Below are 16,503 nucleotides of genomic sequence, written 5' to 3' on the forward strand. Positions count from 1 at the left end.
CGGGCGGCTCACCATTGGTGGCATCGGGTGGTTTGCGTTCATGCTTTTAGCCATTTTTGCCGGTTTCAGTGGAGGCTACTCAGCTGGTAGAACATGGATTGGCTTCGCCCAGCTTCTTTTAGTTGGAGTTCTGGTTTGGGTACTTCTGCCAACCGTTCGGCTGTTCTCAAGGAAGTAGCGCCGTGCCTAACCCATCGTCCCAGCGGACTGCCTGCGGCGGCCGCTGAACTCATTTGTTAGTAATTTGACTGTCTGCTTTGGGTCGTGAGCAGCCCTCGGTGGCTGGCTGCTACCGGCCATTAGCGAACAGTCATATGCTACAAGAGCGTGTTGAGCTTGCGCGGCATCGAGTGATCAATACAAAAAAAGCGCACCTCCCAATCGTTGACAGGTGAGGTGCGCTTCTGGTCTGCCCTTCAGACCGCTTTCCAAAAAATATAGTCGGCCTGATATTGCACGATCTGCTTGCTGCCCATGTTTCCGGCTCCGCAGGCCATGCTCGGCGCGACGCCCCCCTTGGTTGCCACACGCTGGATGTAGGTCACCCCCTGCATGGCTCCCATGCCGGTGGCAGGATTTGCCTTGACCAGCTGCAGCGGGATATTGCCCGCTCCGGCAGGAGCCACGGCAAGCTGCGTGGCAGTGACCTTGGAGCCGTCGTTATTCTCCCAAGTCGCTGGCGGCCCCCAGTATTTGCCGATAACCGCGCCGCTTCGCGTTTGCAGCTTGGCATCAGGGCCTACAAACACCCATTCGTGCTCGGCTGCCATGTCCTTCTTGGCCCGACACTCATAGGTGATCTGGCCAACACCCACGGTCTCCATGGCCACTTTGTGTCCTGCGGGCACTTGCACGGTAGCCGGAAGTTCGTCTTGTGAATACATGGAGTGAGAGCCCATGGATGAGCAAGCGCTCAGGCCAAGTGCGAATAGGCACAGAGCGGTCAGCGAAAGCGTGTGTCGATGCATCATGAATATTCCCTCAAACAAGATGAAAAAATGCACCGGGCGAGACTGCCCGGTACTGGGCTTCGCCAGGTCAGCTGCCAAATGACAAGGCATTGCTTGGCAAGGGGCGGCCGAGAGCCGAGATCAGGGCCGTGTAGTGCATGGTTTCATCGGCGGCCAGGCGTCCTGCGACCTTGGCCAGGTCACGGTTTTCGAAAGCTGGAATGACGCCCAGATAGGCATTGGTCGCGCCAAGCTCCAGTCTTGCGGCCAGATTGAGCACGTCGGCCTGACTCTTGAGGGTTGCGGCCTTGAGAGAGTCGGCATAGGTCTGCATCGAGGCCTCGGCCACCGGCTTTCCGCCCATCTTCTGGATGGTGGCAATCAACGCGTCACGGTGGGCCTTGTGGTGGCTCTGGAACAACACGGCCACATCCAGAACGGGCTTTTGCAGCAGCCCGCTGCCGGCACCCAACTGGTAGGCGTTGATGGCCTCATGCTCCAGTCCCAGGGCCACATTGAGGATGGATACATCCTTGGCTGGATCGTTGCCCATGCCTTGGGCCAGGGCCTCGTTGCCTGCCAGCATGGCGACCGCCACGGCTGACAAAGTGCCGGTGGTGCCGAGAAATCCGCGACGCGAGGCCATGGGCGAGGAATGGCCTTCAAACAGATGGATGCTCATGATGACTCCTGGTTGACTGTGGGGATGTGTCTATCGGTTTTGATGTCCGACGCTTGGAATACGCAGCCTTTTGAGCGGTGGATTCAAGTTTCTGAAAATTTTTTTCAGCCATTTCGCGCGTTGTCCAAATCCAGTGGCTGGGTTGCTGCGTATAGGTGATTACCAGGAACTGCAACATGCCTTGGCAGTTATCCAACAGCAGAGCATGAAGCTGGTCTTACTGATCAAAATGGCTGCATGAGCGCCAAAACACCGGACAACCAACTGATGGACTTGATCGACCGCGTAGCAACCCGGGACGAGGTTGCTCTCAAGCTGCTGTACGACCAGACCGCCTCGCGGCTGTATGGCCTGGCTTTGCGCATACTCGGAAACAAGGAGTGGGCCGAGGATGTGCTGCAGGAGAGCTTTCTGGGAATCTGGCGCAGTGCGGAGAACTACCGGGAGTCGCTCAGCCCGCCCCTGGCCTGGATGGGCATGCTGGTGCGCAGCCGGGCCCTGGACTTTTTGCGCCGGCGCAGAGCCGAACGCCTGCATCTCAATGTACCGATTGAGGACTTTGAGGAGGTGCCCCAGGACAAGGACACGCAAGGGCCAATGCAATTGGTGGAAGCCAGTGAACAAGCCATGGTCTTGCACCAGTGTCTGGAAAAGCTGGAGCAGCCACAGCGCCAGGTGGTGAGCCTGGCCTATCTGAATGATTTAAGTCATAGCGAACTGGCCAGCAGCCTGAAGCTGCCGCTGGGCACCGTCAAGACTTGGATGCGCCGAAGCTTGGAACAGTTGCGCAAATGCATGGCGCGCCACGTCTGAGTGCCAGGAGTCGACATCATGAATCTGACCCAAAACCCTGAATTACTTGACCGCCTGGCTGCCTCCTATTCACTGGGAACTTTGCACGGAGGGGCACGCCGTCGCTTTGAGCAACTGGCACGCGAATATCCTCAGGTGCGTGCGGCAGCCTTGCTGTGGCAAGGCCGCTGGTCGGCCTTCTCCGAAGTCCAGACTCCGGTGCAGCCCGATGCGGTGGTCTGGACACGCATCGCCAATCTGCTGCAAGCCGAAAATGCCGGCATCAGATTGGCTCGCCAACGTGAGGCTGCTGAGTCAATGCGACCAGCGCGATCACTCGCGTGGTGGCGCGGACTGGCACTGGCAGGCGGCTTGGCCACTGTGGCGGCTATCTCGGTGGGGCTTTGGTCGCATCAAGGGCTCAGGGATGCCTCGCAGCAGAAATTGTCTGCGTTACAGACTCAACTCCAGATGGCGCAGGCTGAATTGCAGGCGGCCCCCCAAATTCAATATGTGGCGGTGCTCGCCGATGGCAAGGCTGATGCGTCCATGCTGGTGACCTTCGATCCCCGGCACCAGCAACTGGTATTGCAGCGGGTGAGCGGCTTCAAGGAGGCTGATAACAAGTCTCTGCAATTGTGGGCCTTGCCTCAGCAGGGCGCGCCACGTTCCCTGGGGGTCATGGGTGATGGAAAGCTTGAGCAACTCACTGCGCAAGAGACCGATGTGAAAGCAATCCCGGCCCTGGCCATCAGCCTGGAGCCCAAAGGCGGTGTACCCAGTTCAACAGGGCCAACTGGCCCGGTGCTATTCAAGGGTGCACTCATTCGCAGGGATCTTTGACTCAGGCCTCTGCAAACACGCAGGCAATCTACTGAGGCAGCTCGAATCTGTTGAATCTCAATGGCTGCTCTGGGTAGTTTGCGGACCTGAGCTTGGGAATCAAAAGGGTGCAGGGGAGCGCGCTACGCTCACTGGGCCTGGCCCGAAATACACAAGGTCGTCCTCAAGGGTGACGACTAGTAGCCATCCTTGATCGTCCTGGTTTGTGACGTAGTCGCTGGCGCTGCCTGGCAGGATGCGCTCATTGGGAAGGCCATATCGCCCGGGAGTTCGCAGCAGGGCGGGATGCCGGTCCTCATCGACCATCATTACTCTATGGCTTGTGCATTGAACCTTGCAGTGTGTTGTCGCGCGTGCGCTTCCAGTATTCGTCCAGCGTGTCGGCCACTTCGATGACTCTTAGCGTTCCTTCAACCGGGGTCGCGTCTGGGTGTTCCTTTTTGATCCTTTCCTCGGAGCAAAGGTAGTTTGTCGTGCGCCACTTGCCGAGATGGTCTTGATAGCGCCAGTTGTAGTGATGTTCGATGTGCATGGGACCTCCTTGATTACTGTGTATTTATACAGTCATCAAGAAATCCGACTTGTTAGCATGTACTTGTGTGCAATCGTTACAACACCGCTTCCCAGATCAAGATTGATTGTCACTTCACTTCGGTTCAAGGTCTGTAAATTGACGGATGATTAGGCACAACAAAAGAGTAGCGGCAGCGCCCACAATGTCCGGCAATATGCGTCTAAGTCGTCTTTTCTTCTGCACTACCTTGCTGCTGCTCGGTCTGGTCTCATTGATGATGGTGCGCACTATGTGGACCGACTGGCAGGACGTGCGCCGGGCTGAATTCGGACTGCAGGCGATGGAGCTGGCCTATGCTGCAATGAAGGTTGCCGAACACGCCTCGGCCGAGCGAGGTCCTGCCATTCCGGTACTCAACGACCCGCCCTCGGACGCGTTGCGCAAGCGCTTGGCGCAGTTTCAGCAGGCGACCGATGCAGCCTTCGAAGTGGCGCTGACGCGACTGCGCCGACGCGAGGAGGCCGAGTTGTCGACCGCCCTGCCGGTGCTGGAGCGGGCACGCACGCAGATGCAGACAGCCCGGCAGGAGCTCGAACGGGTGGCGGCACTGCCACAGGCCGAGCGCGCGGCCATCGACAAGCGCAGCACCCGGCAAGTCATCGACCAGATGTTCGAGGTCGTCGACACGGTGCTGGAGGCAGTTACCCTGCTGTCGGCTAGCGCCGAGCGCATCCACCCCAGCCTGTCGCTGCCGCTGGTCGGCGCGCGCTACGCTGCAGAGCTGCGCGAGCATGCTGGCCGCTTGGGTTCGCAATTCACCGCGCCGATGGCCAGTGGTTCGCCGCTAGGCCCGCAAGAGCGCGACGGCATCCCCCGCCTGCTTGGCCGCATCGAGCAGCTCAAGGCACTGCTAGACGTGAAGGCGCGCACCAGCCTGTCCGATCCGCGCATCGACGCCGCGTTGCAGGCTCAGCAGGAACGTTATTTCGGTCAGAGTTTGCCCTTTATCGCCGAGATTACCGCTCGCGGCCTTGCCGGCAAGCCCTATGGCATGGACTCGGCCCAGTTCGTCTCCCGCCATGTCCCGGGTATGCGCAGCATCGTCGATCTGCGCGACACTCTGCACGAGGTAGGCCGCGAGCAGATACAGGAGGAGGTGGCGGGAGCCTGGCGGCGACTGCGCGTCAACGCGCTGATTGGCTGCTGCATCCTAGTGCTGGAGGTTAGCGTTTTCATTACACTGCGCCGCCGTGTGCTGTCGCCCCTGCTGATAATAACCCGGCATATGATGGAACTGATGCGTGGCCGGCTGAACCGGCAGCTACCCGCGGTCCAGCGCAGCGACGAGATCGGCGAGTTGCAGGCCGCGGTGCATGCGTTGCAGGCCAGCCTGCAACGAACCCAGGAGCTGGAGGCCGAGCGCGAGACCCTGATTACCGAGCTTCGCCAGCTCAGCCACCGCGACCATCTGACCGGGCTGATGAACCGCCGCGCCTTCGACGATCAGGCGCCGGCCCAGCTGGCCCAGGCCGAACGTCATCGTTGGCCGCTGGCGCTGATACTGTTCGATTTGGACCATTTCAAGCGCATCAACGATCAGTATGGTCACGAGACAGGTGACCAGTTGCTGCAGCATGCGGCGCAACTCGCGCAGACCCAACTGCGCAGAGGCGATCTGCTGGCCCGCTATGGTGGCGAGGAGTTCATCGCCCTGCTGCCCGATTGCGATGACCAGGCGGCACTGGCCCTGACCGAGCGCCTACGCCAAGCCATGCAGCAGCCGCTGCAACGGCCCGATGGCAGCATGCTGAATCTGAGCGCCAGCTTTGGTCTAGCGGTGCAGCCGGCTGGCCTCAAGTCCTCGTTGCCCGAACTCTTCAGCCGTGCCGACGCCGCCCTTTATACGGCAAAGGCCAAAGGCCGTAACCAGGTGCAGTTGGCGCTCTGAACTGGTGCTTGTGGGTACGCTACTCGAACGGCTGCTTGCGCTCAGGGGCGTCAATGCCCTGCAGTCTCATCTAGACCTGTTCGTATTGCCCAGGCTCGCCACATCACGCTGTTAGGGTGTCGCCGTTTGAAATGCCCACGATGAGGCAGAGGAGGGTCGTTGCAAGCATGTGAGCAATTGTGGCCGGTCGAGAGCAGTAGGCGCCCGATTGTTACAAGCGAGGGCCACAGAAAAGCACGTCTCATATACAGGTGGCAGTGGCGGATTCTTATAGGCAAGGAAACTCGCGCAGACTGGCATCTTATGAGACAGCCGACAGCGCAGAATGGCTCAACCATGCGGCCTAGCAAGAGGTTGAGTGTTCGGACTTTTAATCCGTTGGTCGCGAGTTCGAATCTCGCAGGACCCACCAGAATGCATAAGCCGCTACAGCTATTAAAGTTGTAGCGGCTTTTCTGCTTATTCCCACGCAGGGAATATTCATGACTCCAAGGAATTGCGGTTTGCGCTACTTGAACGTTCATGGGCACGGGCGCTCTTGCTCTGGCGGCTTACAACTCGGGCAGCGCTCCGTATCGATTCTTGTGCCGGGCCGTGGAGCATGCATGCAGACCCGGAACCAGGGTCGGTGCGGGATCATGCCTTTCCTCATCGCGTTGGCCGCGACCCGCTGCCAGCCCGAAGTGAAGCCCGATGGGGTCGGCAGCCTTGATGATTGGTGCCTTTGTGCCGCGAGGCTTTTGGTGGCGGTAAAGCAGGTCGGCGAACGACCGGGATATGCGTGGTCTGTGCTCTCTTTTCTGCAAGGTCAGCGAACTCTGCCATCAAGGTAAACAGGGGGGCGCTGTCGAGCTGCTGGTCGCCAGGTGTTTGCCGAAAAATCAGAACCCCGCTCAGTTAACAGTGGCGGGGTTCGTCAGGAGACTGGAGACAGAGTTGCGGTTACGGGGTTTTGCTCCTTCCCCGGTAGTTCAGGTCAGTGGCCGAGTAGTTCTCACGCTTGCGCCAGTCCATTTGAATCGGGCCGGCATGGTTGGCAGGATAGGTGATGCGCTCTTTTTCGCGATTGAGTTCCCACTGCTTTGCATCCACGATGCGATGGACTGTGGACTCTTTGGATTTACTCATGGGGAAGGCGGCCTTCAATCAAGTTTCTGAACCTGAAGAAGACGGTACAGCTGCCGGGATGGCGAGTCCAGTGAATTCGCCTGATGAATGACGGATCGCCTGGATTGCGTTGGAATCACGACTACTAGAGGATATTTTTAGGGTAGATGCGGATAGTTGCTGCTTTGGGAGTGGGCCTGTGTTCCCGTCAAGGCGTCAGCCTTGAAGCGGCCTGGGCCTTTTGTGGCTGCTCAAACGCTGTACTTTGCCCCATTCGCCTTGATTGCTGCACGGCAATGTGTCCAGGTAGGCGATGTCTTGGACTGTGACTGCTCTATACAAATAAATGCAGCCTGCGATCTGTCGTCCACATCCCGCCTCGATGCGTATCCGATTGAACTGATTCCTCGCGCCGGAGGCGAGGTATGCGGTTGCATCGGCCTATTGAATCCGCCCCACGAAGCTGTCATACAGAAAAACTCACCGAGGATCCGTACCTGGAGCAACGGCTGGAATCCAGGTGGACGGTGAAATTGGTGGGTTGATTGACATTTTTGCCACGACCACTGCTGAGACACTTGTTGGATATCGATGATCATCGCTTCACATTGCATGCTTTTCCAGATTAAATATTGACAAAAGCCGCGTGAGTCGACTGTATGTAAGAGGGGGCATGCAGATGAACGATCTTGAGGTTGACGGGAATCGCCATCTCAATCATTTGATGAGATCAGGTGTGTGTGCAGAAGGAGTGGATCGCATACTGCGTGCGGTTCGCAAGCACCTGGGAATGGATATCGCCTTTGTCTCGCACTTCGGCGCTGCCGAACGGGTGCTCAAGCATTTGGACAGTGTTTCGGGTGGGCCGCTCTATCAAGGCCAGAGCATTCCCATGCAGGAGGGATACTGCCTGAAGGTCGTTCATGGCGAGCTGCCGGAATGCATTCCGGACACAAGTCATGTGCCGGCTGCTCAGCAAATTTCTGCAACACATGCCATTCCAATTGGGTCCCATTTGAGTGTTCCTGTTCGTCTCACGGATGGGCATGTCTATGGGACGCTTTGCTGCTTCAGCTACCTCCCGAATCCAACGCTGGGGGAGCGCGACATGCAATTGCTGCGCGCATTTGCAGAGATCCTGGCAGACCGTATCGAAGAGCAGGCTGCCGAGGAGCGGGTCAAGGCACGGTTGGTCGGAGAGGTTCGATCCGCTTTGGCGCACGGTGATCCGAGGATGGTTTTCCAGCCAATCTGCAGTCTGCGTGACAAGGCTGTCTGCGGCTTCGAGAGCCTTTCGCGTTTTGATGTCGAGCCCAGACATGCGCCGGATTATTGGTTCGATGTGGCAGACAAGGCAGGTTTGGGCATTGATCTGGAGCTGTGCGCTGTGTCCAAGGTGCTGCCAGCGCTGGAGCGGCTGCCCGCCAACAGCAGCGTAAGTGTCAACTGCTCACCACAGTTGCTGCTGAGCAGCCAATTCCATCAACTACTTGATGGCATTGATGATCTCTCCCGTCTGGTCCTGGAAATTACAGAACATGCTGCGGTCAAGGATTACAAAGCTCTTGTCATTGGACTGGAGCCTTACCGTCGCCGGGGCGCGAAACTGGCGGTTGACGATGCGGGTGCAGGCTATTCCAGCATGCGGCATATCCTCAATCTCGAGCCCGAGATCATCAAGCTGGATATGAGTCTTACTCACTCTATCGATACAGATGAGAAACGGCGTGCACTGGCCAGAGGTCTCATCAGCTTCGCACATGAAATAGGAAGCCTGGTGATTGCAGAGGGCGTTGAACGGCAGGAAGAGCTGGATATGCTGCAAAGGCTTGGAGTGGATTGCGCTCAAGGGTATTTGCTTTCCAGGCCCCTTGAGATCGAGGCCGCGGCGGTGTTCTCGCTTCACTAGTGGGCGTGCTGTGGGATGTGTCGTCGCATGGGCGGTCCAGTTGTGCGTCTTCCAATGCCTCGGGAATGCGTGGCAAGCGCGCTTGTGATCGGTGTTGATCTGAAATTCATGGATCAGAGCTGGAACCTCTAGTAGCAATCTGCAATCTTTGCGCCAACGGCTCTTGGAGAACTCGAGGGAGTGTCTTGCTAGCTGCCTCAGGCAGCTACGCACTGCATCACCACCGAATCGCCTGACCAGTCACCGCCAGAGACTCATTGCACCAACTGGGGGCAAAAAATGAGTGCGACAGCATGGTGCTTCTGGCAGCAGAAATACCTGATTTCAGTGATTGCGGTTGTCATCTTCGCTCGGTAATATTGCGAACACATTTTTTGACAATTAAGACTTTTGCATACCAATTGAAGTTTTGAACATAAATTTCGTTCGCTAAGTCTTGCTGTCAAACCGTCTTTGCCACTATCCCCTCGCAGACATGAACGCTCTTGCTCACCACCGGCCTGAGACAAATTTTCGTGGCCGTGTCCGGCTCGCGGCCTTGCTAGGCTCGGCCATCTGGCTCACCGGTTGCGCCAATCTGACCGGCCAGGCACTTTCCACGGAAGAAATTCAGTCGCAGGTTCAGGCTGATCGGCAGAGCCTCGGTAGGGATGTGGCTCCTCTGACCGGGCCCGTGAGCCTTGAAGAGGCCATTGCGAGAGCCATCAAATACAACGCAGCCCAGCGCCTGCGTGGCATGGAAGAGGCGGTGGCGCAGGGCACGGCCAATGTTGCCAAGTTCGACATGCTGCCCAAGCTGGTGGCCTCGGCCGGCTATCGCTACCGCGACAAGGACCTGATCAGCCGCAGCACGGACTCGGTCACAGGTGCGCCTTCCCTGGCCCATCCCTATATCTCGTCGGATCGTGAATCGACACTGACATCGCTGAGCTTCTCGTGGAGCCTGCTGGACTTCGGTCAAAGCTACTACGCCGCTCGTCAGCATGCGGATCGCGCCCAAATTGCGGCTGAGCGTCGCCGCAAGGCCATACACACGCTGATCCAGGATGTGCGCATCGCTTACTGGCGTGTGGCAGCGGCCCAGGCGCTGGAGGCTTCTTTGCAGAGCGCAGGCCAGGATGCGGACAAAGCCCTGGAAGACTCGCGCAAGGTCGAAGCAGAAAAACTGCGCTCCCCTATGGAGCCGCTGCGCTATCAGCGCCAGTTGCTGGAGAACATCCGCCTGCTGGAGGCCATTCAGCAGGAGCTGTCCTCCTCGCGCATCGAACTGGCTTCGCTGATGGGCGTGTCTCCTGCCGAGCTGAACCAGCCGCTGCGCGTGATCGAGCCTGCTGCATCGAATGCCCAGCGCTGGCTGGAGCAACCGGTGGACAAGCTGGAAGACCGGGCCCTGCTCCTGAACCCGGATCTGCGCGAGAGCCTGTACAACGCCCGTATCGCCAATGAAGAGACCAAGCGCGTCATGCTGCGCATGTTCCCCGGCCTTTCCTTCAACTACGGTGTCAACAAAAGCAGCGACAGCTATCTGATCAATGACCGCTGGCAGGATGCCGGCCTGCAGATCTCCTTCAACCTGCTGGGACTGCTGTCCCTGCCTGCACAGCGCCAGCTGGCCGATGCGGGTGTGCAACTGGCCGATCAGCGTCGTCTGGCTACCCAAATGGCGGTATTGACACAGCTGCATGTAGCCCGTCTGCAATTTGCGAACGCCGTGCGCCAGTATGAAAGAGCGCAGACCATTGCTTCGGTGGACCAGCGTCTGTCCGAGCATGTGAACAACCAGGTGCAGGCCGACAAGCTCAATGCGCTTGAGCGGGTCTCCCAGCAGACCACCACCATTCTTTCCGTGCTGCGCCGCTACCAGGCCCAATCCAATATGCAGGCTGCCAGCTCTCGCCTGCAAGCCACCCTGGGCATGGAGCCCGTGATCGAGGGCTCCGACAGCATGCCCTTGCCTGAACTCACGCAGGCCGTGGGTAAATCGCTGCAAAGTTGGGACGCAGGTCAATTCCAATGAAGTCTTGCGTGTCTCCTTTGATTCTGGGCCTGGCCTTGGGCCTGTCGCTCGCTGCTCATGGCCAGACCGGCCCGGCAGCCCAGAGTCTTCCCAAGACTCAGACCTCCCTGCCCAGCGTGCTGGATCAGCGCGAGATCCGCGCCCAGCTCGCGCCGCGCCGCTATACCACCTTGGCGGCCGAAATCGGTGCCAAGGTGCAGCGCCTGCCGGTGGTGGAGGGTGGCTCCTTTCGCCAGGGGCAGTTGCTGGTGCAGTTTGACTGCAGCCTGCCGCAAGCCCAGCTGAACAAGGCCCAGGCGGGCGTGGATGCCACCGAGAAGACCTGGAAGGCCAACCAGCGCCTGGCCGAGTTGAACTCCGTCGGCAAGGTGGAGCTGGATATCTCTCAGGCCGAGTGGAACAAGGCCAGGGCCGAAGTGGCAGCCAACCGCAGCCTGTTGAGCAAATGCCAGATCACTGCGCCCTATGCGGGTCGTGTGGCCGAGCAGAAGATCCGCGAGCAGCAATATGCGCAGCCGGGCCAGGCACTGCTGGACATTCTGGACGACTCCGCGCTGGAGCTGGAGTTTCTGGTGCCCTCGCGCTGGCTCAGCTGGCTGCATCAAGGCTCGGAATTTCAGGTGCGCATTGACGAGACCGGCAAAACCTATCCTGCCAAGGTGCAGCGCCTGGCCGCGCGGGTGGACCCGGTGAGCCAGTCCGTGAAGGTCAATGCCGCCATTCACGGCAAGTTTTCCGAGCTGATCGCAGGAATGAGCGGGCAGGTGCTGCTGGCACCGCCATCGACCGGCAAGCCTTAGGCATTCAAATACAAGAGCATGTTGCGTATGCCATTAAAAGGTTTCAGATCATATTCATGCTGAAGTCTATATATAAAAGGCGCAGCATGCTCATATTTTTATAGTCCGATAGCAAGAGACCGACAGCTCCCAGGAAGAGGGCAAGCCGGCGGTCAGAACCTGAAAGGCAGGCAAGCGCCATGCCACCTTCATACAGGAAGGACACTTTGATGACCCGCAAATCTCGCCCATTCTGGAGCCGTCTGACACAGGCCATGACGGCACAGGCCGTGAAGACCGATGCTCCTCAGTCGCTGCCGTCGGCCTCTGTCGTGCGCCCACTGGCATTGGAGCAGCGCTTTATGTTTGACGGTGCAGCGGCGGTGGATGTGGCGCATGCGGCTACAGATGCTGCGGCACCTGCGGCCGCAGAGCATATGGTGGACACGGCAACTGCGCTGCGACATGCGCTGACCGCGGAAGCGCAGAGAGTGACCGAGGCTTCGCCGGCGACTACACAGCGCCAGGAAGTGGTGTTCATCGATGGCCAGGTGGCCAATATCGGTGATCTGCTGCAGGGCCTGTCCGCCAATGCCGAAGTGGTGATCCTGGACTCCAGCAAGGACGGGTTGCAGCAGATGGCCGATTACCTCAGAGGACGTCAAGGTATAGACGCCGTCCATATCCTCTCCCACGGCCAGCGTGCGGATCTGATGCTGGGGCGTACAGAGCTGACTCTCGCCAACTTGGCCAGCCGGGGAGCAGAGCTAGCCACCATTGGTGACGCCTTGAAGCCCGAGGGCGATATCCTGCTTTATGGCTGCAGCATTGGCGAAGGTGATCAAGGCGAGCGATTCGTTACCGAGCTGGCCCGCTACACCCATGCCGATGTGGCGGCCTCCACCGACGCCACCGGCGCGGCGCGGCTGGGCGGCGATTGGACGCTGGAGCGCAACAGCGGCCAAATCGACGTGGCTGGCTTGCACTTCTCTTACGACGCGCTGCTGGCGCGGCCGGTGACGGGCACTACCGACTTTACTTCCAAGGATGGCTACTCTTACAACCCTTCCGGCAGCGTGGTGAACGCCAGTGACGTTCTCGCCTGGGATTTCACGCTGCAACTGGGTGCCACCAATAACGGCGGCCAGACGATCATTGTCGAAAAAGTCGGTTCGGTGACCACGGAAACGGTGGACGGCTACAGCGACGGCACCATCCCCATCTCCTATTTCAGCGTCAAGTCCAACGACAACAGCCGCTTCACGCTGAACTCCATCGGCGTGGTGCTGAATGGCTACGACTCCGGCACCACCGGCGGCAATCTGCAGCTGGTCGGCTATATCAACGGCACCGCGGTCAGCGGCGCGACGCTTACGCTGAATGTGGGCGATGCCTTGCAGGGCAGCGGCGGCCTAGTGACCTTCACGGTGTCGGGCAACAGCGCTTTTCAGGGCATCGATTCCTTCCGGGTGCTGGCGGCCAACGGCCATACGGTGACCGGCATGATAGGCATAGGCGCCATCAACGCCATCAATTTCGGTTTCGCGCCAACGCTGACCGCCAGCGGCGGTTCCAGCGCTTACAGCAGCGGCACAGGCACTGCGGTGACGGTGGACAGCGGCATCACGCTGTCCGACTCCGACAGCAGCACCCAAGCCAGCGCCACGGTGTCCATCACCGGCAACTTCCAGAGCGGCGAGGACGTGCTGGCCTTCACCAACAACGGCAGCACCATGGGCAACATCAGTGCCAGCTACAACAGCGGCACCGGGGTGCTGACGCTGACCTCCAGCGGCGCCACAGCCACGCTGGCGCAATGGCAGGCCGCCTTGCGCGCGGTGACCTATTCCGACAGTTCGCTGTCGCCCACCACCAGTTCCCGGACCATCCGCTTCGTCATCAACGACGGCGCGATCAACAGCAGCGCGGTGACCAAGACGGTGACGGTGGCGGCGGATTCCGCGCCGGTGATAGGCAATCTCAACAGCGACAATCCCACTTTCACCGAGAAAGGCGGCGCGGTGAAACTGGACACCGGCACCGCAGTCACGGTGACGGATAGCGACACCTCCAATTTCAACGGCGGCAATCTGACTGTGCACATTTCCGCCAACGGCCAGAGCGGACAAGACGTGCTGGGCGTGGACACCAGCGGCATGGTGTCCTTGTCCAGCGGCACCAGCGTGGGCAGCGTGGTGACGGTGGGCGGGGTGAGCATAGGCGTGATCGCCAGCAACGGCGACGGCGTCAGCGGCCATGATCTGATCGTCACCTTCAACAGCAACGCCACCGCATCGCGGGTGAACACGCTGGTGGCGGCGCTGATGTACAACAACACCAGCACCGATCCCAGCACTGCCACCCGCACCGTTAATGTCAGCGTCAACGACGGCCGCGGCGGCATCGGCTCCAGCAATGTGATGGTGGCGGTGGCGACGGTCAACGACGCGCCCACCGGCAGCGTCACTGCCAGCAACCCCACTTTCGCCATGGGCGGGTCCGCGGTGACGGTGTTCAGCAGTGCCAGCGTCAGCGCGGTGGAATCCAGTCAGAACATCATTCTGCTGAGCCTGACCGTGTCCGGCCTGCATGACGGCAGCAGCGAAATCCTGTCCATAGATGGCAGCAATGTGGCGCTGAGCAACGGCAACTCGGTCACCACCAGCGGCAACGGCCTGAGCGTCACCGTCTCGGTTTCCGGCGGCACCGCCACCGTGTCCATCAGCAGCAGCGGCATCTCCGCCAGCACTGCGGCCAGCGTGATCAACGGCATCAGCTACCGCGACAGCAACGGCAGCCCCACCGCCGGCAACCGCGTGGTGACGCTGACCAGCGTCCAGGACAATGGTGGTACCAGCAACGGCGGCGTGGACACCACCACGCTGGCCGTGGCCTCCACCGTCAGCGTGGCGGTGGTGCCGCTGGTGACCACCAGCGGCGGCAGCGCGGCCTTCACCGCCGGCGACAACACGAGCTCCACCCCGGTGGCGGTGGACTCCGGCATCTCGGTGAGCAATAACGTCGGCCCCACGCTGGCCAGCGCCACAGTGTCCATCACCGGCAACTTCCAGAGCGGGCAGGATGTGCTGGCCTTCACCAACGACGGCAGCACCATGGGCAACATCACCGCCAGCTACAACGCCGGCACCGGGGTGCTGACGCTGACCTCCAGCGGCGGCAGCGCCACGCTGGCGCAATGGCAGGCGGCCTTGCGCTCGGTCACTTACACCGATAGCGCGGTGACGCCCAACTCAGCCACCCGCACCGTCAGCTTCCAGGTCAACGATGGCAGCGCCAGCAGCGGTGTGGCCACGCGCGCGGTGACGGTGACGCCCACCGATCAAACGCCGATCGTCACCGCCAGCGGCGGCAGCGCGGCCTTCACCGCCGGCGACAATATGGCTTCCACCCCGGTGGCGGTGGACCCGGGCCTCACCGTCAGCGACCTGGACAACACCACGCTGGCCAGTGCCACCGTGGCCATCATCGGCAACTTCCAGAGCGGCCAGGATGTGCTTGCCTTTACCAACACCAGCGCCAGCACTTTCGGCAACATCACCGCCAGCTACAACAGCGGCACCGGAGTGCTGACGCTGAGCTCCAGCGGCGCGACTGCAACCCTGGCGCAATGGCAGGCGGCGCTGCGCGCCGTGACCTACACCGACAGCGCAGTGAGCCCCAACACCGCCACTCGTACCGTCAGTTTCAGCGTCAACGACGGCAGCAAAAACAGCGCGGCGGTAACGCGCACGGTGACGATGACCGCTACCGACCAGACCCCGATCGCCACCACCAGCGGCGGCAGCGCGGCCTTCACCGCCGGGGACAATGCGACGTCCACGCCGGTGGCGGTGGATACGGGCATTACGATCAGCGATCTGGACAACAGCACGCTGGCCAGCGCAAGGGTGTCCATCACCGGCAACTTCCAGAGCGGCCAGGACGTGCTGGCCTTCAGCAACACCAGCAGCACCTTCGGCAACATCACCGCAAGTTACAACAGCGGCACCGGGGTGTTGACGCTGACCTCCAGCGGCGCGACGGCGACGCTGGCGCAATGGCAGGCGGCCTTGCGCGCGGTCACCTACACCGACACCGCGGTGACGCCCAATACCGCCACCCGCACGATTAGTTTCAGCGTCAACGATGGCAGCAAGGACAGCGCCACGGTTACTCGCACGGTAACGGTCACAGCGACCGACCAAACACCGATTACCACCACCACTGGCAGCGCCGGCGCGTATGTAGCAGGCAGCGGAGCCACACCGGTGGACGGCGGCCTGACCGTGTCCGACCTTGACAACACCACTCTGGCCAGCGCAACGGTGTCGATCACCGGCAACTTTCACAGTGGCGAGGACGTGCTGGCCTTCACCAACAACGGCAGCACCATGGGCAATATCACGGCCAGCTACAACAGCGGCACCGGGGTGTTGACACTGACCTCCAGCGGCGCCACGGCGACGCTGGCACAGTGGCAGGCGGCGCTGCGTGCGGTCACTTACAACGACACCGCGGGTTCGCCCAATACCGCCACCCGCACCATCGGTTTCAGCGTCAGTGACGGCACTAAAACCAGCGCGACGGCGAGCCGTGCGATAGCGGTGCAGTTGCTTCCACCTAGCGTCAGCGGTTTGACCTCCGGCACTGATACCGGCAGCAGCCATAGCGATGGCATCACCAGCAACACCACGCCCACCGTGACCGGCACAGCGATCGCCAACAGCCTTGTCACCATCTATGTGGACGGCGTGCTGATCGACGGGGTGACGACGGATGGCAGTGGGGCTTGGAGCTATAGCTTCGTCTCCAGCTTGAGCTCCGGCGCACATGCCATCACCGCCGTGGTCAGCAGTGGCGGCGTCAGCAGCGGCCAGTCCGGCGCTTACAACGTGGTGATCGACACAAGCGCGCCGTCCATGCCGTCCGGCGTAGTCTTGAGCACGGCGACGGATACCGGTT

At 60.4% G+C, this 16,503-nt stretch carries 11 protein-coding genes; 7 read left to right on the top strand and 4 right to left on the bottom strand.

The window, feature by feature from the left end; genetic code table 11:
• Positions 1–416: 416 nt before the first annotated feature.
• Positions 417–884 carry a DUF3455 domain-containing protein gene (locus tag CTATCC11996_RS14590; protein ID WP_370511090.1) on the bottom strand — a complete coding sequence of 156 codons (468 nt, stop codon included), beginning with the start codon at positions 882–884 and terminating at the stop codon, positions 417–419.
• A 154-nt stretch (positions 885–1,038) separates the two neighbouring features.
• A complete protein-coding gene (locus tag CTATCC11996_RS14595) occupies positions 1,039–1,632 on the bottom strand; it encodes a ferritin-like domain-containing protein (protein ID WP_003077442.1) in 594 nt (197 codons plus the stop codon).
• Positions 1,633–1,869: 237 nt separating this feature from the next.
• Between CTATCC11996_RS14595 and CTATCC11996_RS14600 the strand changes: the two genes are divergently transcribed.
• Positions 1,870–2,445 carry an RNA polymerase sigma factor gene (locus CTATCC11996_RS14600; RefSeq protein WP_003077446.1) on the top strand — a complete coding sequence of 192 codons (576 nt, stop codon included), beginning with the start codon at positions 1,870–1,872 and terminating at the stop codon, positions 2,443–2,445.
• 18 nt (positions 2,446–2,463) lie between these two features.
• A complete protein-coding gene (locus CTATCC11996_RS14605; protein ID WP_003077448.1) occupies positions 2,464–3,267 on the top strand; it encodes an anti-sigma factor in 804 nt (267 codons plus the stop codon).
• Between the two features lie 313 nt (positions 3,268–3,580).
• Here CTATCC11996_RS14605 and CTATCC11996_RS14615 read toward each other — a convergent pair whose 3' ends face one another.
• Entirely contained in the window at positions 3,581–3,799 is a 219-nt protein-coding gene (locus CTATCC11996_RS14615) for a hypothetical protein (protein ID WP_003077452.1), read from the bottom strand.
• Between the two features lie 184 nt (positions 3,800–3,983).
• On the opposite strand from CTATCC11996_RS14615, the gene CTATCC11996_RS14620 reads away from it, so the two are divergent.
• Positions 3,984–5,729 carry a GGDEF domain-containing protein gene (locus CTATCC11996_RS14620; RefSeq protein ID WP_003077464.1) on the top strand — a complete coding sequence of 582 codons (1,746 nt, stop codon included), beginning with the start codon at positions 3,984–3,986 and terminating at the stop codon, positions 5,727–5,729.
• Positions 5,730–6,671: 942 nt separating this feature from the next.
• Here the strand turns inward: CTATCC11996_RS14620 and CTATCC11996_RS14630 are convergent.
• Entirely contained in the window at positions 6,672–6,857 is a 186-nt protein-coding gene (locus CTATCC11996_RS14630) for a hypothetical protein (RefSeq protein ID WP_003070780.1), read from the bottom strand.
• Between the two features lie 652 nt (positions 6,858–7,509).
• Between CTATCC11996_RS14630 and CTATCC11996_RS14635 the strand changes: the two genes are divergently transcribed.
• The 4 genes from CTATCC11996_RS14635 to CTATCC11996_RS14655 form a co-directional block, all read left to right on the top strand.
• Positions 7,510–8,745: a sensor domain-containing phosphodiesterase gene (locus CTATCC11996_RS14635; RefSeq protein WP_003077469.1), complete on the top strand. Its 1,236-nt coding sequence runs from the start codon at positions 7,510–7,512 to the stop codon at positions 8,743–8,745.
• Positions 8,746–9,220: 475 nt separating this feature from the next.
• Entirely contained in the window at positions 9,221–10,762 is a 1,542-nt protein-coding gene (locus CTATCC11996_RS14640; RefSeq protein ID WP_236597858.1) for a TolC family protein, read from the top strand.
• Positions 10,763–10,779: 17 nt separating this feature from the next.
• Positions 10,780–11,562: an efflux RND transporter periplasmic adaptor subunit gene (locus CTATCC11996_RS14645; protein ID WP_003077472.1), complete on the top strand. Its 783-nt coding sequence runs from the start codon at positions 10,780–10,782 to the stop codon at positions 11,560–11,562.
• Between the two features lie 209 nt (positions 11,563–11,771).
• A partial coding sequence (locus CTATCC11996_RS14655) for a DUF4347 domain-containing protein (RefSeq protein ID WP_003077476.1) occupies positions 11,772–16,503 on the top strand: 4,732 nt, incomplete at its 3' end.

Source organism: Comamonas testosteroni ATCC 11996, assembly GCF_000241525.1.
GTDB lineage: Bacteria > Pseudomonadota > Gammaproteobacteria > Burkholderiales > Burkholderiaceae_C > Comamonas > Comamonas testosteroni.